General features: G+C 67.8%; 25 protein-coding genes and 1 other RNA gene. 11 read left to right on the top strand and 15 right to left on the bottom strand.

Annotated elements, in window-relative coordinates; all coding sequences use genetic code 11:
* Positions 1 to 29 precede the first annotated feature (29 nt).
* Both BZF57_RS07320 and BZF57_RS07315 read left to right on the top strand, forming a co-directional pair.
* A complete protein-coding gene (locus tag BZF57_RS07320; protein WP_086736307.1) occupies positions 30 to 431 on the top strand; it encodes a DUF805 domain-containing protein in 402 nt (133 codons plus the stop codon).
* A 99-nt stretch (positions 432 to 530) separates the two neighbouring features.
* On the top strand, positions 531 to 1,388 hold the full coding sequence (locus BZF57_RS07315; protein WP_086736305.1) for a glycerophosphoryl diester phosphodiesterase membrane domain-containing protein: 858 nt from the start codon (positions 531 to 533) through the stop codon (positions 1,386 to 1,388).
* On the opposite strand, the gene BZF57_RS07310 is transcribed toward BZF57_RS07315, so the two are convergent.
* Together BZF57_RS07310 and BZF57_RS07305 are read right to left on the bottom strand one after the other, a co-directional pair.
* On the bottom strand, positions 1,385 to 3,907 hold the full coding sequence (locus BZF57_RS07310) for an ABC transporter permease (RefSeq protein ID WP_086736303.1): 2,523 nt from the start codon (positions 3,905 to 3,907) through the stop codon (positions 1,385 to 1,387). The genes BZF57_RS07315 and BZF57_RS07310 overlap by 4 nt on opposite strands.
* Complete coding sequence (locus tag BZF57_RS07305) at positions 3,904 to 4,611, bottom strand: ABC transporter ATP-binding protein (RefSeq protein ID WP_086736301.1); 708 nt, start codon at positions 4,609 to 4,611, stop codon at positions 3,904 to 3,906. The genes BZF57_RS07310 and BZF57_RS07305 overlap by 4 nt, the downstream gene beginning before the upstream one ends.
* Positions 4,612 to 4,670: 59 nt before the next feature.
* Between BZF57_RS07305 and BZF57_RS07300 the strand changes: the two genes are divergently transcribed.
* On the top strand, positions 4,671 to 5,393 hold the full coding sequence (locus BZF57_RS07300; protein ID WP_240505887.1) for an arylesterase: 723 nt from the start codon (positions 4,671 to 4,673) through the stop codon (positions 5,391 to 5,393).
* A 116-nt stretch (positions 5,394 to 5,509) separates the two neighbouring features.
* On the opposite strand, the gene recF is transcribed toward BZF57_RS07300, so the two are convergent.
* Positions 5,510 to 6,601, bottom strand: a complete 1,092-nt coding sequence (gene recF, locus BZF57_RS07295) for a DNA replication/repair protein RecF (protein ID WP_086736297.1) — start codon at positions 6,599 to 6,601, stop codon at positions 5,510 to 5,512.
* A gap of 242 nt (positions 6,602 to 6,843) precedes the next feature.
* Between recF and BZF57_RS21495 the strand changes: the two genes are divergently transcribed.
* Genes BZF57_RS21495 through BZF57_RS07290 form a run of 3 tightly spaced genes read left to right on the top strand, consistent with a single transcriptional unit; the run spans position 6,844 to position 7,339 of the window.
* Positions 6,844 to 6,957, top strand: a complete 114-nt coding sequence (locus BZF57_RS21495; protein ID WP_206073220.1) for an enoyl-CoA hydratase — start codon at positions 6,844 to 6,846, stop codon at positions 6,955 to 6,957.
* 38 nt (positions 6,958 to 6,995) lie between these two features.
* Complete coding sequence (locus BZF57_RS21490) at positions 6,996 to 7,109, top strand: enoyl-CoA hydratase (RefSeq protein WP_206073219.1); 114 nt, start codon at positions 6,996 to 6,998, stop codon at positions 7,107 to 7,109.
* Positions 7,110 to 7,141: 32 nt separating this feature from the next.
* Positions 7,142 to 7,339, top strand: a complete 198-nt coding sequence (locus BZF57_RS07290) for a PspC domain-containing protein (RefSeq protein WP_086736295.1) — start codon at positions 7,142 to 7,144, stop codon at positions 7,337 to 7,339.
* Positions 7,340 to 7,367: 28 nt separating this feature from the next.
* Here the strand turns inward: BZF57_RS07290 and BZF57_RS07285 are convergent, their stop codons facing one another.
* The 6 genes from BZF57_RS07285 to BZF57_RS07260 all read right to left on the bottom strand — a co-directional run bounded on the left by BZF57_RS07285 (position 7,368) and on the right by BZF57_RS07260 (position 11,503).
* Positions 7,368 to 8,150, bottom strand: a complete 783-nt coding sequence (locus BZF57_RS07285; protein WP_086736293.1) for an SDR family oxidoreductase — start codon at positions 8,148 to 8,150, stop codon at positions 7,368 to 7,370.
* Positions 8,151 to 8,154: 4 nt separating this feature from the next.
* The gene (locus BZF57_RS07280; RefSeq protein ID WP_086736290.1) at positions 8,155 to 8,715 is read right to left on the bottom strand and encodes an NUDIX hydrolase; all 561 of its coding nucleotides are present in this window, start codon (positions 8,713 to 8,715) and stop codon (positions 8,155 to 8,157) included.
* 76 nt (positions 8,716 to 8,791) lie between these two features.
* A complete protein-coding gene (locus BZF57_RS07275) occupies positions 8,792 to 9,466 on the bottom strand; it encodes a TPM domain-containing protein (protein WP_086736288.1) in 675 nt (224 codons plus the stop codon).
* 3 nt (positions 9,467 to 9,469) lie between these two features.
* Positions 9,470 to 10,357 carry a TPM domain-containing protein gene (locus BZF57_RS07270; protein WP_240505886.1) on the bottom strand — a complete coding sequence of 296 codons (888 nt, stop codon included), beginning with the start codon at positions 10,355 to 10,357 and terminating at the stop codon, positions 9,470 to 9,472.
* Positions 10,354 to 10,872, bottom strand: a complete 519-nt coding sequence (locus BZF57_RS07265; protein ID WP_162290959.1) for a TPM domain-containing protein — start codon at positions 10,870 to 10,872, stop codon at positions 10,354 to 10,356. The genes BZF57_RS07270 and BZF57_RS07265 overlap by 4 nt, the downstream gene beginning before the upstream one ends.
* Before the next feature lies 1 nt (position 10,873).
* Entirely contained in the window at positions 10,874 to 11,503 is a 630-nt protein-coding gene (locus tag BZF57_RS07260) for a LemA family protein (protein ID WP_086736284.1), read from the bottom strand.
* 155 nt (positions 11,504 to 11,658) lie between these two features.
* Here BZF57_RS07260 and mscL point away from each other — a divergent pair, with 155 nt between their 5' ends.
* The 4 genes from mscL (at position 11,659) to BZF57_RS21075 (ending at position 13,643) form a co-directional block, all read left to right on the top strand.
* Entirely contained in the window at positions 11,659 to 12,081 is a 423-nt protein-coding gene (mscL, locus tag BZF57_RS07255; RefSeq protein ID WP_086736282.1) for a large conductance mechanosensitive channel protein MscL, read from the top strand.
* Between the two features lie 160 nt (positions 12,082 to 12,241).
* Positions 12,242 to 12,615, top strand: a transfer-messenger RNA (tmRNA) gene (gene ssrA / locus BZF57_RS07250).
* 176 nt (positions 12,616 to 12,791) lie between these two features.
* On the top strand, positions 12,792 to 13,265 hold the full coding sequence (locus tag BZF57_RS07245; RefSeq protein WP_086736280.1) for a GNAT family N-acetyltransferase: 474 nt from the start codon (positions 12,792 to 12,794) through the stop codon (positions 13,263 to 13,265).
* A gap of 204 nt (positions 13,266 to 13,469) precedes the next feature.
* On the top strand, positions 13,470 to 13,643 hold the full coding sequence (locus BZF57_RS21075) for a hypothetical protein (protein WP_156076235.1): 174 nt from the start codon (positions 13,470 to 13,472) through the stop codon (positions 13,641 to 13,643).
* A gap of 14 nt (positions 13,644 to 13,657) precedes the next feature.
* Here the strand turns inward: BZF57_RS21075 and BZF57_RS07240 are convergent, their stop codons facing one another.
* The 5 genes from BZF57_RS07240 to BZF57_RS07220 all read right to left on the bottom strand — a co-directional run bounded on the left by BZF57_RS07240 (position 13,658) and on the right by BZF57_RS07220 (position 17,901).
* Positions 13,658 to 13,966 (bottom strand): hypothetical protein, encoded by a 309-nt coding sequence (locus BZF57_RS07240; RefSeq protein ID WP_086736277.1) that lies wholly within the window; start codon positions 13,964 to 13,966, stop codon positions 13,658 to 13,660.
* A gap of 7 nt (positions 13,967 to 13,973) precedes the next feature.
* The gene (locus BZF57_RS07235) at positions 13,974 to 14,228 is read right to left on the bottom strand and encodes a hypothetical protein (protein ID WP_086736274.1); all 255 of its coding nucleotides are present in this window, start codon (positions 14,226 to 14,228) and stop codon (positions 13,974 to 13,976) included.
* 92 nt (positions 14,229 to 14,320) lie between these two features.
* A complete protein-coding gene (locus BZF57_RS07230; protein WP_086736272.1) occupies positions 14,321 to 15,568 on the bottom strand; it encodes an N-succinylarginine dihydrolase in 1,248 nt (415 codons plus the stop codon).
* 129 nt (positions 15,569 to 15,697) lie between these two features.
* Positions 15,698 to 16,714 carry an arginine N-succinyltransferase gene (locus BZF57_RS07225; RefSeq protein ID WP_086736269.1) on the bottom strand — a complete coding sequence of 339 codons (1,017 nt, stop codon included), beginning with the start codon at positions 16,712 to 16,714 and terminating at the stop codon, positions 15,698 to 15,700.
* On the bottom strand, positions 16,711 to 17,901 hold the full coding sequence (locus BZF57_RS07220; RefSeq protein WP_240505885.1) for a hydrolase: 1,191 nt from the start codon (positions 17,899 to 17,901) through the stop codon (positions 16,711 to 16,713). Before BZF57_RS07220 ends, BZF57_RS07225 begins: the two co-directional genes overlap by 4 nt.
* A 126-nt stretch (positions 17,902 to 18,027) precedes the next feature.
* On the opposite strand from BZF57_RS07220, the gene BZF57_RS07215 reads away from it, so the two are divergent.
* A complete protein-coding gene (locus tag BZF57_RS07215) occupies positions 18,028 to 20,127 on the top strand; it encodes a malate synthase G (protein WP_086736267.1) in 2,100 nt (699 codons plus the stop codon).
* Here the strand turns inward: BZF57_RS07215 and rsmA are convergent.
* Positions 20,124 to 20,945, bottom strand: coding sequence for a 16S rRNA (adenine(1518)-N(6)/adenine(1519)-N(6))-dimethyltransferase RsmA (rsmA, locus tag BZF57_RS07210; protein WP_086736265.1), 822 nt, complete (start codon positions 20,943 to 20,945; stop codon positions 20,124 to 20,126). The genes BZF57_RS07215 and rsmA overlap by 4 nt on opposite strands.
* Positions 20,946 to 20,957 lie beyond the last annotated feature (12 nt).

The following is a 20,957-nucleotide window of genomic DNA, read 5'->3' as shown; positions in this document are numbered from 1 at the left end:
AGGGCGCAAAGGGGGACATAAACGGCGCGATGCTCGACCTGCTGATCCAGCCTTTCCGCCAGATAATCGACTTCAAGGGCCGCGCGCGGCGCACCGATTACTGGGGCTTCATCCTGTGGCAGCTGGCGCTCCTTGCGCTGGTGGTGAACCTGCTCGCCCTGACTCCGCTGGCCGGGCAGGACGCGGGCGACGAGGCCGTGGCATGGGTGGCACTGGGCTGGATCGCGGTGTTCGGCCTGCCGACCACAGCCTTGCAGGTGCGCCGTCTGCACGATCACGGCACCAACGGCTGGATGCTCACGGTCATGTTCCTGCCCTATATCGGCGCGGGCTGGCTGTTCTGGCTGATGATCGCCAAGGGCACCTTCGGCCCCAACCGCTATGGCGAGGACCCGCGGCTGGCAGGCTTCGACAACGCCATCTTCGAATAGCGGCGGACAAACGGGCGTAGCGCGGTTTTTCCGTTTGCCTGAGGCGCTTGACCTTTGCATCCTGCGTTGGCGGCAGGGGACGCCGCAAAGGGGTATGCGATGATCGATATCGGAAATGTGTTTCGCACCATGGGCCGGATGCTGCGGCAGAGGTTCTGGGGCCTGGTGGGGCTGTGCGCGGTGTTTCTCGCGATCCAGTTCGGCGGGCTTCTGGTGCTGGGCGTCGGCATGGCAGTGATCGGTGCCGCGGGCGCGGCGGCGGCAGGGGCGGGGCTCGAAGATCCCGCGGCCTTTGCGGGCATGGGCTTCGGGCTGATCGCCTTCATCGTGGTCTTCTATGCCGCCTACATCGTGATTTTTTTCGCCGAGCAGGCCGCGCTGGTGACGCTCGCCTCGCCGCTGGAGGATGCGTCCTTCGGCGCGGCGATGAGCCGCGGGTTCAAAAGCGCGCTGCCCTTCTTCGGGATCACCGTGCTGCTGATGCTTGCCTATATCGCGGTCGGCGCGCTGGTCGGCGGAGCGTTGGGCGCGGCGGGTGGCGGCACGACGCTGGTCAATGTGGTCCCGCTGCTGTTTCTGCCGGTGATGGTCTATTTCGGATGCCGCTTCTCGGTGCTGATCCCGGTGGTGGCGGTCGACCAGGTGTTCAACCCGGTCAAGGCGATCCGCCGCAGCTGGCAGCTGACCCGCGGGAACGTGTGGCGCATCTTCCTCTCGAACGTCGTCTACACGATCGGTGCGGTGCTGCTGCTTGTGGTTCCGGTCGTGCTGATGTTCGGCGTGACCGATGCGACCGGAGCGGGGCCGGGCGCCGCGATGTTCGCTGCAGGGGCGATGTTGCTGCTGTTTTTCCCGATCCTGTTCCTCTACCTGATGTCGCTCTCGGCCTTCATGGCCTCGCTCCACAGCGAGGTGACCGGCGGCGGCGCGGAGGCGCTGGAGGAAATCTTCGCCTAGAGCTCTCTCAATGCCCGCGCCGGCTTCGCTCCCAGCAAGGGCAGCGATCCGGCGAGCGCGAAGCCGAGCACCAGCGCGACACCGAGGGCGAGGACGCCGAGCACCTCGCCCCAGTCGGGCAGCCAGTCGAATTCGAACAGCTGGGTGATGACAACCCACGCCAGCCCGCCGCCCAGTGCCAGCGCGACCAGCGCGAGCACGGCGGCGAGCAGGCCGTATTCGGCGAGCTGCAACAGCAGAATCTGCCGCCGGCTCGCACCGAGCACACGCAGCATCACCGTGTCATAGGTCCGCGCGGCCCGCGCTGCGGCAATCGCGCCCATCAGCACCGCGAGCCCCGCCAGCACCGTCACCGCAGCAGCGGCGAGGGTGGCGAGGCTGACCTGCTCCAGGAGCTTCCTGGCCTCGACCAGAATGCCGCCGACCTCGATCACCGAAGAGGAGGGCAATTCCTTCACCAGCGCGCGCAGCAGCCGGCCCTTGGCGGCGCTGTCCGCCCCTTCGGGCAGGTCGATGGTGGCCGAAAGGTTGTGCGGGGCATCTGCAATCGCGCTCGCGCTGAACACCAGCGCGAAATTGAAGCCCATGCTCTCCCAGTCGATCTCGCGGATATTGGCGATCCGCGCCGTGCGCTCGACGCCGAGGATGCCGATGGTGAGGTAGTCGCCGGGCTTGAGGCCGACCGCCTCGGCAAAGCGCGCGTCGACCGAGACCTGCGGTTCGGGCTCGCCCGCCTTCCACCACGTGCCGTCGGTGATGCGATTGCCTTCGGGCAGGGCGTCGGCATAGGTCAGCCCGCGCTCGCCGCGCAGCGCCCAAGCGCCTTCGGGAATTTCTTTGAGATCGGCAACGCGGATCATCTTGTCCTTGGGGCCATAGGCCAGCACCGCGCCGCGCATCGTGGGCACGGTCCGCACCTTGGCTTGCGGAAACTCGGTGTGGATCAGCTCGGTGAAGCGCGCCTCTTTGGCGGGCGGCACGTCGAGCACGAAATAGTCGGGCGCCTCGCGGGGGACGCGCTGGGCGATGTTGCCGTCGATCGCGCTCTGTACAGCGGCGAGGAGGACGAAGGCGGCAAGCCCGAAGCCCAATGCCGTCACCAGCGCTCCGGTCGGCGCGCCGGGGCGATGGATGTTGGCGATCGCACTCCTGAGCAGGGGATTGGCCGGACGCGGCAAGCGGCGCGCGAGACGCTGGATGCCCCAGCCGAGCCCCGCCAGCAGCGCCAGCGCACCGCCCGCACCGAGCAGGAACCCGCCCGAGAGCATCGGCTGCGCGGTCGTCAGCAGCGCCAGCGCGCAGATCGCCGCAAGGCCGAGGCCGGTCGCCAGCAGAGCGCGCTTGTCGCGGGCGAGGGGCACGATCCCCGAACGCATCAGCGCCATCGCCGGGAAGGTCCGCGCGCGCAGCAGCGGCGCGGCGGCAAAGGCGAAGGCCACCAGCAGGCCGTAGCCCGCCGCCAGCGCCAGCGGAGCGGGGGCGATGATGAAGCCGCTCTCGACCGGCAGCAGGCCTTGCAATGCGCCTGCCAGCAGCGGGGTGATGGCAACGCCCGCGGCCAGCCCCGCAAGGCTCCCCGCCAACGCCGCGACGCCGATCTGCATGGCGTAAATACGCACGATGTCGTTGGAGGTCGCGCCCAGCACCTTCAGAGTAGCGATGCTCGAACGGCGCTGGTCGAGATAGGACGACACGCCGCCCGCAATCCCGATCCCCGCGATCACCAGCGCGGCAAGGCCCACCAGCGTCAGGAAATCGCTCATCTGCCGCACGAAGCGGTCCGCCCCGGGCGAGGCGCGGTCGCGGGTGCGGATGTCGAAGCCTGCGGTCGGGAATTGCTTGGTCAGCGCCTCCTCGACATCTTCGGGGTTGCGCGAGGGGTTGCTGAAGGCGATGCGGTGCTTGCTCTGGTAAAGCGCGCCCGGGGCGATCAGCCCGGCCTCGGCAGGTACGGTGTCGGCGACGATCACCGTCGGGCCGAGCTGGAAGCCTTCGGACAGGCGGTCGGGCTCGTCCTTGATGACACCCGCCGCGCGCAGGGTGACGGTGCCGACCTTGAAGCTGTCACCGACCCTGATCCCGAGCCGCTCCAGCGCCGATTGCGCGATCCACGCGTCCTTGCCAGAAGGCGCGCTGACCGAGCGCCCGTCCTCCAGCGTCAGCGTGCCGAACATCGGCCACTTCGCGTCGACCGCCTTCAGCTCGACCGGCGCGGCGGCATCGGGGGTGCTCGCCATGGCCTGCATCCTGTAACCGCTCGAGATGGTGCCATAGGCGGATAGCGCCTTCACCTCTTCTGGCCGGAGCGTGCGCTGCCACACCTCCACCTCCAGATCGCCGCCGAGCTGCGTCTGGCCGGAGGATTCAAGCTCGCTTTCGATCGCCGAGGTCAGTGTGCCGATCGCGGCGAGCGCGGCGGTGCCGAGGAAAATGCACACCAGCAGCAATCTGAGGCCGCGGAAGCGCGCGTTGAGATCGCGCCGGGCGATGGCCCAGGCGGTCGATAGGGGAAGGCTCATGCGGCCGCCGTCACGCCGGTGCGGGTGTCGGACACGATTACCCCGTCCGCCATCGTCAGCACCCGCTCGCAGCGCGCGGCAAGACCCGCGTCGTGGGTGATGATGAGCAGCGTCGCCCCGGTCTCGGCCCGGCGGGCGAAGAGCAGCTTGATGATCTCCTCGCCGGTCGCTGCGTCGAGGTTGCCGGTCGGCTCGTCGGCGAAGATCAGGTCGGGACGCGGCGCGGTGGCACGGGCGATGGCGACGCGCTGCTGCTCGCCGCCCGAAAGCTGGGTGGGGTAGTGCCCGGTGCGGTGGCCGAGGCCGACCGCTTCCAGTTCCGCCAGTGCGCGGGGTGCGGCATCGGCCATCCCGGCGAGCTCCATCGGGGTCGCGACGTTCTCGGCCGCAGTCATGGTGGGAAGCAGGTGGAAGGCCTGAAGCACGATCCCGATCCGGCCCCGGCGCGCGGCGGCGAGGCCATCCTCATCGAGGTTGGTGAAATCTGCGCCCGCGACAGTCAGGCTCCCCCCGCTTGCGCGTTCCAACCCCGAAAGCACCGCCATCAGCGAGCTCTTGCCCGAACCCGAAGGCCCGAGCAGCGCAACCACCTCGCCGCGCGCGATGTCGAGATCGATCCCGCGCAGGATCGTCACCGGCGCATCATTGCTGCCGAGGGTGAGGGTAAGGTTGCGGGCGCTGATTGCGAGAGAGGGACTTGTCACGCGGTTCCGATGGCATAGGTGGGAGAGAGCAACAAGCTACAGGTATGGAAGGTCCGCGGATGCACAAGCGCTCTTGGTCGAAAATCGCGGTTGCAGGCGCGGCGCTGCTGGCGCTGGCGGCATGCAGCGGCGAGGCGGAGGATGCGGCCAAGGCGCCTGAGGTGGCCGAGGATGGCCAGCCCGCTCTGCCCGCAATCCCCGTGATGGGGCCGGAGCGCAAGATCATCGCCTTCGGGGACAGCCTGTTCGCCGGCTACGGCCTCGACCCGCGCGATTCCTATCCCGAGAAGCTCGAGAACGCCCTGCGCGCCAAGGGGATCAACGCCGACGTGATCAATGCGGGCGTTTCGGGCGATACCACCGCGGCGGGCCTGCAGCGGCTTGAATTCACCCTCGCCTCGCAGAAGGACGCGCCGCCTGCGCTGTTCATTCTGGAGCTGGGCGGCAACGACCTGCTGCGGGGCCTCTCGCCCGACGAGACGAAAGAAAACCTCGGCAAGATGCTCGGCACTCTGCGCGAGCAGAAGGTGCCGGTGCTACTGATGGGCATGCGCGCGCCGCCCAATTACGGGCCCGAATTCCAGGCCAAGTTCGATGCGATCTATCGCGATCTGGCCAAGGAATACGGCGCCAAGCTGATCCCCTTCTGGCTGGAGAGCATCTACCGCGATCCCTCGCTGTTCCAGCAGGACAAGATTCACCCGACCGCAGACGGGGTCGAAAAGCTGGTGGCGGCGACCTTGGGCGAGGTCGAGGGGGCCTTGCCGCCGGTGGAGAAGTAAACCTCGTCATTGCGAGGAGCCGAAGGCGACGTGGCAACCCATGGACTGCTGTAGCGGCTGTGGGCGAGGCCGGGCGATGGATTGCTTCGCCTGCGGCTCGCAATGACGAGAGGGAGTTAAATCCGCTCCACCCCGCCGCCAGAGACGCGCCACACCGCCGCCTCGCTGCGGATCGCCTCGAAGGGGGCGAGTTCGGTGCCGGTCATCCACACCTGCGCCTTGCCGCTCCTGAGGCGGTTGAACAGCTCGGTCCGGCGCACCGGATCGAGATGCGCGGCGACCTCGTCGAGCAGCAGCACGCTCGGGCGTCCTGCAGCGGCGAGGATGCCGTGGGCGAGGGTGATGGCGATCAGCATCGCCTTCTGCTCGCCGGTCGAACAGGACGCGGCGGGCTGGCCGGTCGAGGCCATCCTGACCTGCAACTCGTCGCGCTGCGGGCCGGTGAGTGCGCGCCCGGCCGCACGATCGCGCGGGCGGCCTTTGGCGAGTTCGGCGCGGAAGGCCGTCTCGTCGAGCGGCCCTCCGGGAAGGTAGGTGAGGGCGGGGCGCGCGAAAGGCTCGGGCGGCAAGGCGGAAAGCTCGTCGGCAAGGCGCAGCACGAGGTCGGCACGGGTGCGCGCCACGGCTGCGCCGTGCTCCGCCGCCTGCGCCTCGACCGCATCGAGCCAGCGCGGATCGCCGCCCGTATCGAGGAGTTTGCCGCGCTCGCGCAGTGACGCCTCGAGCGCATTGACCCGCCGTGCATGGTCGGGGGCGATGGCGAGCGCCATGCGGTCCATGAACCGCCGCCGCGCGCCCGCGCTGTCGGTGAAGAGCCCGTCCATCGCCGGGGTGAGCCACGAGAGCGCCAGCCACTCGGCGAGGCTCGCCGCCGTGGCCGCCGCCCCGTTCACCCGCACCAGCCGCCGTCCGGGCTGGCCGTCTTCGGTATAGGTGCCGATCCGTGCCGAGACCGTCCCGGCCTCGGTCAGGCTCGCGCCGATCGCGAAGGGGAGGGGCAGCAGATCGCCGGGCGAGGCCCGCCGCGCCAGATCGCCGAGGTTCGCGCGCCTCAGGCCGCGCCCCGGGCCGAGCAGCGACAGGGCTTCGAGGATATTGGTCTTGCCCGCCCCGTTCTCGCCCACCAGCAGGTTGAAATGGGCCGTCTCCGCAAGGCTCGTCACGGCGTGGTTGCGGAAGTTTTCGAGGGTGATCCGGCTGAGGCCCATGGCCCTATCGCGGGTAGCGGGAGGGGGCCGCTTTGGCCAGTGGCGCAGCAGCGGAAATGCCCGATCCCAACCCTTGGCGAAAAATCCTAAGCTTTCGTTTGGCTGAACGCGCTGTTTGCTGTGCGAAAGCCGGAGAACCCCAGAAATCCGCCATTTTTCGAGTTTGGCACGCCTGATGCAGAGTATCCGGCATCCCCGGGACAGTCCCGGAAACACCGCAAGATACACCAAGGAGACCCCACATGTTCGTCACCGAAACCAGCAACCGCCTCTTCGCCGCCGCTTTCTCGGTCGTGCTGTCGGCAGCCTTCTTTGCCTACGCGATCATCCCCGCCAGCCCGACGCTGATGGCCTGATCCGACCCGTTCCACCGCTTCTGCAAGGACACCAGACCATGTTCGGACAAGACACCACCGCCCGCTTTGCCTCTGCCGCTTTTGCTGTCATCCTGACGCTCGCCAGCTTCGCCTATGCGATCGTCCCTGCCAGCCCCGGCCTGATTGCCTGATCGAACCACGCATCCCAAGGAGACTGACTGACATGAACGACATCCAGCCCCAGCGCGAAGGCTTCCGCCTCGACAAGGCCAACAGCAAGGTCTTCGGCGTGTGCGCCGGGATCGGCAACTACTCCGGCATCGACCCGCTGCTGGTCCGCGTCGGCTTCGTTGCTGCGACCTTGCTCGGCTTCGGCAGCCCGGTGCTGATCTACCTCGCGGTCGCGCTGATCGCCAACTGAGAGGGGCCGCAGGGCCCCTCTCGCCCGTTTACATCGCCGAAATCCCGCCATCGAGCTTCAGCTCGGCGCCGGTCATGAAGCGGCTTTCGTCGCTCGCGAGATAGAGTACGGCGTTGGCGATATCGTTGGGCTCGCCGACGAACTTGAGCGGGATCTGCCGCGCCAGTTTCTCCATCAGCACATCTTTGTCGAGCGCATGGGCGCGCGCCGTGCCGTCGAGGATCGGCGTGTCGACGAAGGTCGGGTGGACCGAGTTGCAGCGGATCTGCATGCCCTTCTTGGCGCAATGGAGCGCGATCGACTTCGAAAGCATCCACACCGCCGCCTTGCTGGCGTTGTAGGCGGGCATGGTATCGCTCGCGATCAGCCCCGCGATCGACGAGATGTTGATGATCGAGCCCGGCGCGTGCTCGCGCATAAGCGGCAGGGCCTTCTGGCAGCCGTGGAAGATCGAATTGACGTTGATGTCGAAGCAGCGCTGCCAGTCGCCAAAGTCGCAGGCCTCGATATTGCCCGGAACACCAATCCCGGCATTGTTGACGAGCACGTTCAATCCGCCGAGCTTCTCGCGCGCGGCGTCGACCGCGGCTTCCCACTGCTCGGGCTTGGTCACGTCATGCGCCATGCCGAAAGCCGTGCCTTCGCCCAGTTCGGCATTGATGATCGCGGCGGTTTCCTCAGCGCCTGCGCCGTTGATGTCGGTCGCCAGCACCCGCGCGCCTTCCTGCGCGAGGCGGATGCAATGCGCACGGCCGAGGCCCTGCGCGCCGCCCGTCACCAGGGCCATCTTGCCCGCTACACGTCCTGCCATAGTCCTATTCCTCTCCCAGATATCCCGGCGTCAAAAGCATCGCGATCCGCACGTCGACCGCGTGCCCGGCGCGCCGCCACTCGGCCACAAAGCGCGAAAGATCGCGCAAGGCAACCCGGTGGACGGTGATGTTTTCCCCTTCCGTCCCGCCGCCCTCGCCGACGCGGGTGAGACCGGTCGCCTTGAGCAGCGTGAAGCTTTCCGAGACCATGCCGGGGGAGGAGTAGAACTCGCCCAGCACCTCCATTTTCGCGGCGCGGTAGCCGGTCTCTTCCTCCAGCTCGCGCGCAGCGGCGGCGGTTGCGTCCTCGCCCTCGGCCCCGGCATCGTCGCCGACGAGGCCGGCGGGGATTTCGAGGCTGAAGCGCGACAGCGGCACGCGGTACTGGCTGACGAGGATCACGTGGTGGGTGCCATCCGGGTCGTCGTCGAGCGCGATGATCGCGGCGGCGCGGATGCCCCGCGCGCGGCCGACATATTCCCAGCGCCCCCGCGTCTTGGTGGTGATGAACTTGCCCTCCCACTGCACGATTTCAGGCAGGTCGGCGTCGCGGTCTTTGATCACGGGGATGCTCCGTCGATTGGCAGCGGGGAGCGCCCTTCGACAGGTTCAGGGGCATCGGGTCAAGAGGGAAGGGCGCCTAGACCTCGATCAGCCGGTCCGGCAGCTCGTTCACATCGTCCGCGCCGCGCGGGAAGTGTTCGGCCAGCACGTGGCCGACATCGCGGATGCCGACCGCGAGCCCCTCGGCAAGGCGGCCGTGGCGGATGTGGGCGAGCATGTCGCCCATCGCCTCGCCCCAGACCTCGGCCGGAACCATCGCGGCGATGCTCTCGTCGGCGACGATCTCGGCGCGGTGCTCGCGCATCGAGAGGTAGATCAGCACGCCGGTGCGCCCCGTGGTGCGCCGTTCCGCGCCGACCTTGAACTGGCGCACCGCCTGGTCGCGCACGCGCAGGGCCTTCACCGGGCCTGGGATCAGCGCCCATTTGAGCGGCTGCCACTGCTGCACCAGCATCACGCCGAGGAACTTGATCATTCCCAGCGCGATCACGAGGCTGGCCAGCTCGCCGCTGGTCCATTCGTGGCCCCAGCCGGCGAACCAGTGGTCCCAGGTGTCAAGAAAGGGCTGGGGGAAGGCCGCGAACACGCTCATCGCGGTGAAGGCCGCGCCGACCGCCCACAGCAGGGCGACATCGGTGTAGCCGTCCGAGGCTTCCGCGAGCACGGTGACGATCTCGCCCGAGGTCGCGCCTTCCGCCTCGGTCACGGCTACGCTGACGAGCTTGCGTTCGGCATCATCCATATAGGCCATGTCTCACCACCCTCCCGAGGCGCCGCCGCCCCCAGAGGAGCCGCCGCCAAAGCCGCCAAAGCCCCCGCCGCCGCCTCCGAAGCCGCCGCCACCCCAGCCGCCACCACCACCGCCGCGGCCGCTGTTCTCGATGATCCCGCGCGCAATCGCGCTGCCGACCTCCCACAGGATCACGTCGCGCGCCGTATCGCCGAGCCCGCGGCTGCCCCACGGGCCCTGCCCGCGCGAGCGGTACTTGCGCCGCCTCCCGCGCCGCGCGAGCAGCGGGACGACGAAGAAGAACAGCATGAAGGCGATCCAGATCAGCACGCCGATGGGAAAGCCCCCGTCGCTGCGGCTCTTCTGCGCCTGCGCGGCCTGGGCGGCTTCCTCGATCGCGACCGCATCCTCGGGGCTCTTGGCGAGGTGGGCGAGGATCGCGGCGACACCATCGGTGACGCCTGCGTCGAAATTGCCCTCCTTGAAGCGCGGGGCAATCACGTCGTTGATGACGCGCCCGGCCATGATCCCGCCGAAATAGCCGTGGAGGCCGTAGCCCACCTCGATCCGCATCCGGCGCTCGTTGGGGGCGATCAGCAGGAGGAGGCCGGTGTCGCGTTCCTTGCCGCCGATCCCCCACTTGTCGGTGTAGAGCGTGGTCGCATAGGTCTCGATCGAAGCGCCGCCGAGGCTCGGCACGGTGGCGACGATGATCGCGCGGCCGGTCTCGGCGTTATAGGTGCGCAGTTCGGCATCGAGCTGGGACTTGGTCGCCTCGGACAGTATGCCCGCTCCGTCATAGACCGGGCCATCGGGGCGGGGCGGATAGTCCTGCGCATGGGCCGCAACACCTGCGAAGGCGAGCAGCATGGCGGCGAGGCAGAGCGATGCGAGGGCCTTGAGCCTGTTCATGCCGCGTCCTTCATGATCTTCACGCAATAGGGGCTGACCGGCCCGGGCGCGACCTTCGCGGTGTCGATCCGGGTGATCAGCGCCTCGACACCTGCGCGGACGCCCGCGTCGAACGCGCGCTCGCGGAAGCGGGGGAGCATGGTCTCGTCGAGCACTTGCTTGGCGGCGGCGTTGGTCACGACGGTCTCGAGCCCGCAGCCGACCTCGATCCGGGCCTTGCGCTCGTTCGGGGCAACCAGCACCAGCAGGCCGCGATGGGTGTCGGCAGACCCGATGCCCCCGTCGGCGAACATGCGGCGCGCGGTGATCTCGATGGTCTCGCCCTTGAGGCTCGGTACGGTTGCGACCACGATCGCGGTCTCCTTCGTTTCCCGGTACCCCCGCAGCCGGTCAGCCAGTGCCTGTTCTGCCTGCGGGGACAGAATGTCCGCCGCATCGGCCACCGGCACCCCCGGCGCAGCGCTACAGGCGGTTGCCAGCAGCGCGAGAGCCGGGAGCGCGGCGCGTGCGCTCACCTCAGTTTGCGGGCGCAGGCGTGGCCCCGCCGGTGATCGCGCTCATGTCGACCTTGGGGTTGGCCTTTGCCGCCTCGTCCGCCTCGAAATATTCGAGCGGCTTGGCCCCGTGAATCACGTTTGCCCCGATGCTCGAGGGGAAGGTGCGGATCTCGGTGTTGTAGTCGCGCGCGAGGTCGTTGTAGCGCACCCGCTCGGTGTTGATCTGGTTGTTGGCCTCGTCGATCGCCACCATCAGATCCGAAAAGCGCGGCTGGCTGGCGAGCTGGGGGTAGTTCTCCACCACGGTGCGCAGCTGGCCAAGCGCCTGCGTCAGCTGGTTCTGCGCATCGTTGAACTTCTTGAACTCTTCGGGGTTCGAGAGGTCATCGGTGGTGATGTTGATCGAGGTCGCCCGGGCGCGCGCGTCGATCACGCCCTGGAGGATGTCCTTTTCCGAGATCGCGGCGGCCTGCACCACGGCGACGAGGTTGGGGATCTTGTCCGAGCGGTTCTGGAGCGCGCTTTCGACATTGCCCCACTGCGCCTTGGCGGCTTCCTGCTTGGTCGGCACCGAGTTGATGCCGCAGGCCGCGAGGCTGAGCGCGGCGAGGGCGGCAATGGCGCCGCGCCAAATTGTTGTGAACGTCATCGGCCAATCCTCCTGAAAGCGGCATCCGCTTCTGTATTGCGCATATAGCACACCACTTGCGCCGTTCAAGCGGTGGACGGAGCCGCGCGCGCGGCTTGGCAGGGGGAAAGGGCGCTGGCAGAACGTGGTAAACGACAAACAAGAAGGGGACGTTCATGCTGTCGGAATTCAGGGCCTTCATCGCCAAAGGCAATGTCATGGACCTCGCGGTCGGGGTGATCATCGGGGCGGCGTTCGGGACGATCGTCAAGTCGCTGACCGACGACATCATCATGCCGCTGGTCGGATGGGTCTTCGGAAGTATCGACTTTTCAGACCGTTACATCATCCTCTCCGGCGATGTGATAGAGGGGGCCCCGCTCGAGGCCGCACGTCAGGTGGGCGCCAATGTGCTGGCGGTGGGGGCCTTCGCCTCGACCATCATCAACTTCCTGATCCTGGCCTTCATCATTTTCCTGATGGTGCGCTATGTGAACAAGGTCACCGCCCAGCTCTCCAAGCCCGAGGAGCCGGCGGCACCGGCCGGGCCGACCGAGATCGAACTGCTCGCCGAAATCCGCGACGCGCTGAAGAAGTGATTGACCAGCCCCCTCGCGCGGCGATGTTTCACGTGAAACCGCCGCGCGAGGGGCAGGCTAAGCCGCGCCGAACAGGGTCTGGACGGCGCCGAGAGGGGTCTGGAGGGGGTCTGGCTCCGGTCTGGCCCCCTGCTGGCGCATGACGCCCCGGCTCCGGCGTCCACTTCACATTCAGGAATGCCGCGCTATATGGGTCGGTGCCGGTTTCGACCGGCTATGACGATAAACTGCTGCGTGCAATAGATGCAACGGACCCGGGGGCAGTACCCGGCGGCTCCACCATCTGCGCCACGGTCGACACGCGTGGACCGCGTGCCGACCGAACGGCTCAGCTGACGGGGCCGAACCAGGATCGACGTGTGTTGAAAAGCGTAGTTTTCGTCCGGGCTGAGTAACCCGTTAAAGGCTCAAAACCAATAAGTGCCAACGACAACGAAGCACTTGCTCTCGCCGCGTAATGTGACGGCCTAGCGGCCTGAATTTACAAAGCTTTGAGCACGGTTCGGACCGAACCGGGTAACAGAATCGGAAACCGGGGGCCCGGGGCGGGCCTAGCAACAGAACCGCCCCACCTTTACCGGAGATTTTTTGCTTACAACCGCATCCATCCGCTGACCTTCTGAACGGTCAGCCTCTGCACCAGCCCGCGCCGGCGCACCGCGTCTTGGCGGCGGGTTTCTGTTAAGCAAAATCTACCGAAAGACTTTCCCATGACACATATTGCCATCCGCCCGCTCGTGCGCGGCGATCTGCCCCGCGTTGCCTATCTGGTCGATGCCAACGCGATGTTTCCCTCCGAAATGCTCGGCGACATGACCGCGGCGTTCTTCGCTGGTGACAGCGACACACATCGCTGGATCGTGGCCGAGCGGGAAGGGAGCGTCGTCGAAGGCGTCGCCTATACCGTCCCCGAACCCCTGACCGAGGGCACCTGGAACACGCTGTGCATCTGCGTCGATCCTGCCGCCCACGGTCGGGGGACGGGGTCTGCGCTGATGGGCCACATCGAGGATCAACTGCGCGGCGAGGGTGCTCGCGTGCTGCTGGTCGAGACCTCGGGCACGCCCGGCTTCGCACGCACCCGCGCCTTCTATGACGGGCTCGGCTACGAGCGCGAGGCGCGGATCCGCGATTACTACACCGCCGGAGACGACAAGATCATCTTCCGCAAGGCGCTGATCTGACCTGAACGGCGCGAAGGGCGGGGCGGGCCGGCGACAAGTAACCGGTCCGCCCCGCTTCGCCGCACGGGGCCTTGCGAAAGCCTGCGCCCCGGCCTGCTGAATCCGCCCGTGTTGCACGCCATCCGCCTGACTTGACTAACCTAAGATACTTAACGAAAGATAGGAAAGGGTCGCAGTCCGCCTTGTCGCCAAGGGGTTCTTTTCATGCTCAGCGAAAACGGAGAAAGCCGCGCCGTCCGAAAGGGATATGTCACGCCCCGGCTGGCGATCTACGGAAGCTTCACGCGAATCACGGCCTCGGGCTCGGGCGCGATGGTCGAGAACGGCGGGGGAATGGGCATGGGCGCGGGATCGCCGCAGCCTAACCGGCGGCCCTGACGGCCGCTGCGGCTCTAGCGCGCGAAACCGTTCACCAGCAGCACGCCCGCCGTCGCGATCGGCCCGGCCAGCAGCGCAAGGCCCGTCGCGCCTTCCCGTCCCCGCCGGTGGCGCAGCACCGCAAGGATCGTCACGGCGAGATAGAAAGCGGGAAAGAACAGCCCGATACGCTTCTGGCCTGCGCGGCAGGCGAGCACTTCGGGTGCGGGAGAGCCCGGGCAATCCCCGAGGTTCACCACGCCCATCATGAAGAAGGCGAGGAAGAACCCGCCGATCAGCGCATAGAAGAACCCGGTTGCGAAGACCGGGCGCGGCTCGCCCACGGGCTGCCTATTCGGCGGGCGCGGTCTGCGCCTCGCGCAGGGCGGCGACTTCGGCTTCGAGCTTGAGGCAATCGAGGATCTTGGCGCCCCCGAGGAACACCGCGCCGGTGGTGGCAAGGAACAGCAGCTTGCCGCCGAAGCCCGGATAATCGTGGAGGTAGATCATGCCCCGCGCGCTCGATCCGAGGGCCAGGGCATAGATGATCAGAAACGCCTCGATCCGCGTCTTGATCACGAACAGCCTTCCCAGCTTGCGCAGCATGGCGTCTCCGAACCCTTGCGCGACCCGCCAGCGCTGAGTCGCTTTAACATTGGGGTAACCTTACGCCTGCCGGGGCTGAGTCGCCAAACGCGTTAACCAAGCTGTGCCAGATCGAGCGCCTCGAGCAGGGCAAGGCGTGCGGCAATCACGCTGTCCGCCAGAGCGGGCGTGCCGATATCGGACGGGTCGATCTGCAAAGGCCAATGCGCGGCGATGACGCTTTCGAGCAGATCGGCCTTGGCCTCGGTCAGCAGGAAGCGCGGGTCTACGTGCGCGGGATTGCACACCACGCGAAGGCGCAGGCAGGCGGGGCCGCCGCCATTCGCCATCGACTGGCGCACGTCGACCGGGATGACCTGCCGGATCGGGCCGTTCCCTGCGAGCATCGTCTCGACCCAGCCCCACACAGCGGGGCTCTCGCGGCATTCCTCGGGCACGATCAGCGCCATGCTGCCATCGGGCAGCGTCAGGAGCTGGGCGTTGAACAGATAGGTGCGGATCGCCTCCTGGAGGCTGACCGCGGAGGAAGGCACCTCGACCACTTCCAAGGCGGGGAAGGCCTTGCGGATCGCGTCATAGGCCCCCTGCTGGTCGGCAAAGGCCTCGGCATGGGTGAAGAGCACGCGGCCGTTCGCCACTGAAACCACGTCATTGTGGAAAGCCCCGGCCGCGATCGCCTCGGGGTTCTGTTCGATGAAAACGGTGCGCTCGGGCGAGAGGCCGTGGGCGCGGGCGACGAGGCGGCTGGCCTGTTCGTGCTGGCGCGCGGGGAAGCGGCCGCCCGGCCTGCCATAGACGAAGACCTCGACGCCCGGGGCATCGTGGCTTTCGCACAGGCGCATATGGTTGGCCGCGCCCTCGTCGCCGAAGGTGGGGGGCACCGCGTCGTGGATCGCGAAGTGCTTCGTGTCGCCGAAAGCGATCCTGAGCTGCGCCTGCGTGTCGGGCCACTCCTGCGCGCGGTGGAGCATGGTGACGAGGTTCGCCGGCGTCAGATGGCAGCGGCCGTCGGCGGTGTCGGGGGCGGGGGAGACCGTCGCGGCATTGGCGGTCCACATAGAGGAGGCCGACCACGGCGCGGCGCGCAGCTGCGGCGGCTCGGTGCCGTCGAGCGCCAGCGCCGCCGTCAGCGCATGGTTGGGGCGGGGGAGCGGCAGGAGGAAGCCCTGCACGCCCAGCCGCGCAAGATTGCCGCGCATCTTCGCCACGCCCTGAAGCGCCGCCGCGCGCGGATAGGACGGATCGCCCGCATGGCTCGCGCTGGCGATGTTGCCGAGGCTCAGCCCGGCGTAGTTGTGCGAGGGGCCGACGATCCCGTCGAAATTGATTTCGGTGAGCATTCTAACCGTCCACTTCGTCATTGCGAGCGACCGTCAGGTCGCGCGGCAATCCATGGTCGAACCGTGCTGCAAGCGGGCGGGCCATGGATCGCCGCGTCGCTGCGCTCCTCGCGATGACGAGGGGAAGTCTTACCGCCCCACGCTCCACACCATGTCGCCCTCGCACACGTCGAGGAGGTCGGCGCTGGCAGAGTCGATCGCGATCCCGCCTTCGCCGTCGAGCACCCGCGCGCCGAAGCAGGCGCGGAAGGTGCCGAGGTGGCCGGTGGCAAGGATCGCGCGCTCGCCTTCGCTCACGTCCAAGGCGGTGACGCGGGCGTTGACCGCGTTCTTCACGCTGGTGACGAGGTCGGTGCGCGCTGTCATCGTCGGGCCGCCGTCGAAGATGTCGACATAGCCCTCGGCGCGGAAGCCTTCCTCCTCCAGCATCCGCATCGCCGCGCGCCCCGTGGGGTGGGGCACGCCGATCACCGAGCGCGCGTCCTCGCTCAGCATGGCGATGTAGACCGGGTGCTTGGGCATGAGGTCGGCGATGAACTGGTTGCCGTTGATGGCGTTGAAGTAATCCGCCTCCTGGAAGCCCATCCCGAAGAAGCGCCCCGCGACCCCGTCCCAGAAGGGCGATCCGCCGCGCTCGTCGATGATGCCGCGCAGCTCGGCGAGGATGCGGTCGGCGAAGCGCGCGCGGTGCATGGCGATGAAGACGTAGCGCGAGCGGGCGAGCAGCAGGCCGAGGCCCCCGGCGCGCTCGCCCGGGTGGAGGAACAGCCCGCCGACCTCGCTCGACCCCTCCAGATCGGTAACGAGGCTGAGCAGCTCCGCGCGCACCGTGCGGTCGAGTTCCTGCGAATACTGGGTCAGCGTGTTGAGGCGGTAGGAGTAGAACGGCCAGCGCTGGCCGACCTGCGTCATCAGCTGGCAGGTGCCGCGCACCGCGCCGGTGCGGGCGTTTTCGAGCACCAGCACGAACTGCTCGTCGGCGAGCGTTTCGTCCTCGCGGGCGAAGGCCTTCTCGGCACGCTCCAGCTTGCCTTTCAGCGCGGCGCGGTCGGGCGGCAGGTTGGTGAACCCGCCCCCTGTGAGCTTGGCCATTTCATACAGCGCCTCGAGATCGGCGGGTCGCGCGGCGCGCAGGCGGAAGGTCAATTGAGGGCTCCTTGAGCAAGGCGCGTGATGACGCGGGCGGAAAGCGCCGCGCGGGTCACGAGGCTGGGGACGATCAGATATTCGTCCGGTGAATGGATCGCGCCGCCGCACACGCCCATGGTGTCGACCACGGGGACCCCGCAGGCGGCGATGTTGTTGCCGTCGCACACCCCGCCGGAGGATTGCCATCGGATGTCCTGCCCGAGCTCCGCGCCGCATTCGCGCACGAGATCGAACAGGGCCTGCGCGCGGGCGTCCACCTTCTTGGGCGGGCGGGTGACGCCGCCGTGGCGGTGAGTCGCGACTTGATGTACGGCCTGAATATCGACCAGCAAGTGATTGAGCGCATGGTCGAACGCCGCCCCCGCCTCGACCGTGCGGGGGCGCACGTTGAAGCGCAGCACCGCGTGATCGGGCACGACATTGTTCGCCGCCCCGCCTTCGAGTTTGGCGGGGTTGATGGTGATCTCCGCCGTCTCCAGCGCCTTCAGCCGCAGGATCAGGTCCGCCGCCGCGACGATGGCGTTGCGCCCCTCGTGCGGGTTGCGGCCGGCATGGGCGCTCTTGCCGGCAAAGGTGATCGAGTAGTTCCCCGTCCCCCCGCGCTCGTGCGCCAGCGTGCCATCGGGCAGCGCCGCAGGCTCGTAGGTCAGCGCGGCGAGCTTGCCCTGCGCGAGTTCTGCGATCAGCGCGGCGCTGGCGAGCGAGCCGGTCTCCTCGTCGGAATTGATCAGCACATCGTATCCCAGCGCCGCCGCATGGCCGCTCGCCTCGAAGGCCATCAGCGCGTGGAGCATCACCGCGATCCCGCCCTTCATGTCGGCCACGCCCGGACCGTTCAATGTCTCGCCGTCGAGCCAGGTCTGGCGCTGGAAGGGGTGATCGGACGGAAACACCGTGTCCATGTGTCCGGTGAGCAGGATCCGCCGGTTCGCCTGAGGGCGTACGCGCACCACCAGATGCTGCCCGTGGGGCTTGTCGAAAGCGCTGCCATCCGCCGCAATCGCGGTCACCGGAGCGGGATCGACCAGCGCCACCGTGCCGGGCAGCACCGCGAAGGCCTCGGCCAGCATGGCGGCCTGCTGCGCCAGCCCGGCGAGATTCGCGGTGCCGGTGTTGAGAGCGCTCCACGCCTGCACCTGCGCCAGCATCGCGGCGCGATCGAATGTGCCTGAGGTCCCGTCCATCCCCACCCTCTAGCCGCGCCAGCGCGCGGGGCCAAGGCGTTGCAATCGCCTCTCCCCTTTGCCATAGGGCGCGGCGTCCTCTCCTCCCCGGGTTCGGCTTTTCGCGCTTACCACACGAGGACTACCATGACTGACATGACCGACCGCGCCGGCGTGAGCATCGACTCGCGGCTCGCGACCTTCCTCGAAAGCGAGGTGCTGGGGCCGCTCGGGCGCGATGTGGACGCCTTCTGGCAGGGCTTTGCCGCGCTGCTCGCGGACTTCGCGCCGCGGAACCGCGCGCTGCTGGAGAAGCGCGAGAGTCTTCAGGCGCAGATCGACGCATGGCACACCGAGCGCGCCGGAAAGCCGCATGACGCGGCCGCCTACAAGGCGTTCCTGACCGAGATCGGCTACCTCGTCCCCGAGCCCGCTGATTTCACCATCGGCACGCAGAACGTCGACCCCGAGATCGCGACGATGGCCGGGCCGCAGCTGGTCGTCCCGATCCTCAACGCGCGCTTCCTGCTCAACGCAGCGAACGCACGCTGGGGGAGCCTCTACGATGCCTTCTACGGCACCGACGCGCTCGATGCGTCCCCGGCGCGGCCGGGCGGCTATGACGAGGTCCGTGGCGCAGCGGTGATCGCGCGCGGGCGGCAATTCCTCGATGCGACCTTCCCGCTCGCGGGCGGGGCAAGCTGGGTCGACCTCGCGGGCCGCGAAGGCATTGCGCTCGCCGATCCGGCGCAGTTCGTCGGCACCACCGACAAGGGCTTGCTGCTCAAAAACAACGGCCTGCACGTCGAAGTTGTGTTCGATTCGAACACGCCGGTGGGCGCCACCGACAAGGCCGGCATCGCAGACATCAATGTCGAAGCCGCGCTCACCACTATCGCCGACTGCGAGGATTCGGTCGCGGCGGTCGATGCCGAGGACAAGCTGCTGGCCTACACCAACTGGCTCGGGATCATCCGCGGGGACCTGTCGGAGAGCTTCGAGAAGGGCGGCAAGACGCTCATCCGCACGCTGGCGGGCGACAAGAGCTACACGGCGAAGGATGGCACCGCGCAGACCCTAAAGGGCCGCAGCCTGATGTTCGTGCGCAATGTCGGCCACCTGATGACCAACCCCGCGATCCGCCTGCCGGACGGCTCCGAAGTGCCCGAGGGCATCATGGACGCGGTCTTCACCAGCGCGATCAGCACGCTCGACGTCGAAGGCCACGGCAAGTTCGGCAACTCGCGCAAGGGCTCGATCTACATCGTGAAGCCCAAGATGCACGGGCCGGAAGAATGCACCTTCACCAATGACTTGTTTGACGCGGTTGAGGATTTGCTCAAACTCCCGCGCCACACGATCAAGGTCGGCGTGATGGACGAGGAGCGCCGCACCTCGGCCAATCTCGCCGCCTGCATCCACGCGGTGAAGGACCGCATCGTCTTCATCAACACCGGCTTCCTCGACCGCACGGGCGACGAGATCCACACCTCGATGCGCGCCGGGCCGATGCTCAGGAAGGGGGCGATGAAGAGCTCTGCGTGGCTCAAGTCCTACGAGGCGCGCAACGTCGCCATCGGCCTCGCGCATGGCCTTTCGGGCAAGGCGCAGATCGGCAAGGGCATGTGGGCCGCGCCCGATCTGATGGGCCAGATGATGGTCGAGAAGGTGGGGCACCTCAAGGCGGGCGCGAACACCGCATGGGTGCCGTCGCCGACGGCCGCGACGCTTCACGCGCTCCACTACCACCAGATCGACGTGTTCGACGTGCAGAAGCACCTGCCCGAACCCGCCGGCCTCGACGACCTTCTGGCGATCCCGCTCGCCGAGGGCGCGAACTGGTCGGAAGAGGAAATCCGCGAGGAGCTCGACAACAACTGCCAGGGCCTGCTCGGCTACGTGGTCCGCTGGATCGATCAGGGCGTTGGTTGCTCCAAGGTGCCCGACATCAACGACGTGGGCCTGATGGAGGACCGCGCGACTTTGCGCATCTCCTCGCAGCACATCGCCAACTGGCTGCTGCACGGGGTTATCACCGAGGCGCAGGTGCTGGATTCGCTGCGGCGGATGGCGGCGAAGGTCGATGCCCAGAACGCGGGCGACGCTTCTTACGTGCCGCTCACCGGCAACGAGAGCGGCGCGGCCTTCAGCGCGGCGAGGGACCTGATCTTCAAGGGCGTGGAACAGCCGAGCGGCTACACCGAACCGCTGCTGCACGCTTGGAGATTGAAGAAGAAGGCGGGCTAGGTCAGCGCCTTCGCCAGCGCGACGAACTCCGCCACGCTGACCGTCTCGGCGCGGCGGGTCTCGTCGATGCCTAGGGTGGCGAGTGCCTCCAGTGCGCCCGGCACGCCCTTCAGGCTCTGGCGCAGCATCTTGCGGCGCTGGCCGAAGGCGGCCTCGGTGAGGCGTTCGAGCATCCTTGCGCTGACCCCCTCGGGCATGGCGACGGGGGTCACGTGGACGATCGCGCTCATCACCTTGGGCGGCGGGGTGAAGGCGCTGCGGTGGACCTTCATCGCGAGCCGCGCCTCGGCGCGCCACTGGGCGAGCACGGCGAGGCGGCCATAGGCGTCCTCTCCGGCCTGCGCGACGATGCGGTCGGCAACCTCGCGCTGGAACATGAGAGTGAGCGATTGCCACAGCGGCGGCCAGCTCTCGCCGCCGAGCCAGCGTACGAACAGCGCGGTGCCAACGTTGTAGGGCAGGTTCGAGAGCACGTGGAACGGCGCGCCGCCCATCAGCTCCGCATGATCGAGCTTGAGCGCATCGCCTTCGATAACAGTGAGTTGGCCGGGGAAGCTCTCGCCCAGTTCAGCAAGGGCCGGAAGGCAGCGTCGGTCCATCTCGATTGCGGTAACGCGCGCGCCCGCGCGCAGCAGCGCCCGCGTCAGCCCGCCGGGCCCGGGGCCGACCTCGAGCACCCGCGCGCCATCGAGGCTCCCCGGCAGCGCGGCGATGCGGGCGAGCAGCTGCTCGTCGAGCAGGAAGTTCTGCCCCAGCGCCTTGGACGCGGCGAGGTTGTGGCGGGCGATGACCTCGCGGATGGGGGGGAGATCAGGCACAGGCCCACCCCG

Origin of the sequence: Erythrobacter colymbi (genome assembly GCF_002155685.1) — a bacterium.
In the GTDB taxonomy this organism is placed as follows: Bacteria; Pseudomonadota; Alphaproteobacteria; order Sphingomonadales; family Sphingomonadaceae; genus Erythrobacter; species Erythrobacter colymbi.
Note: the sequence above shows the minus strand (reverse complement) of the source record. Positions and strands in the feature narration are given on the sequence as shown.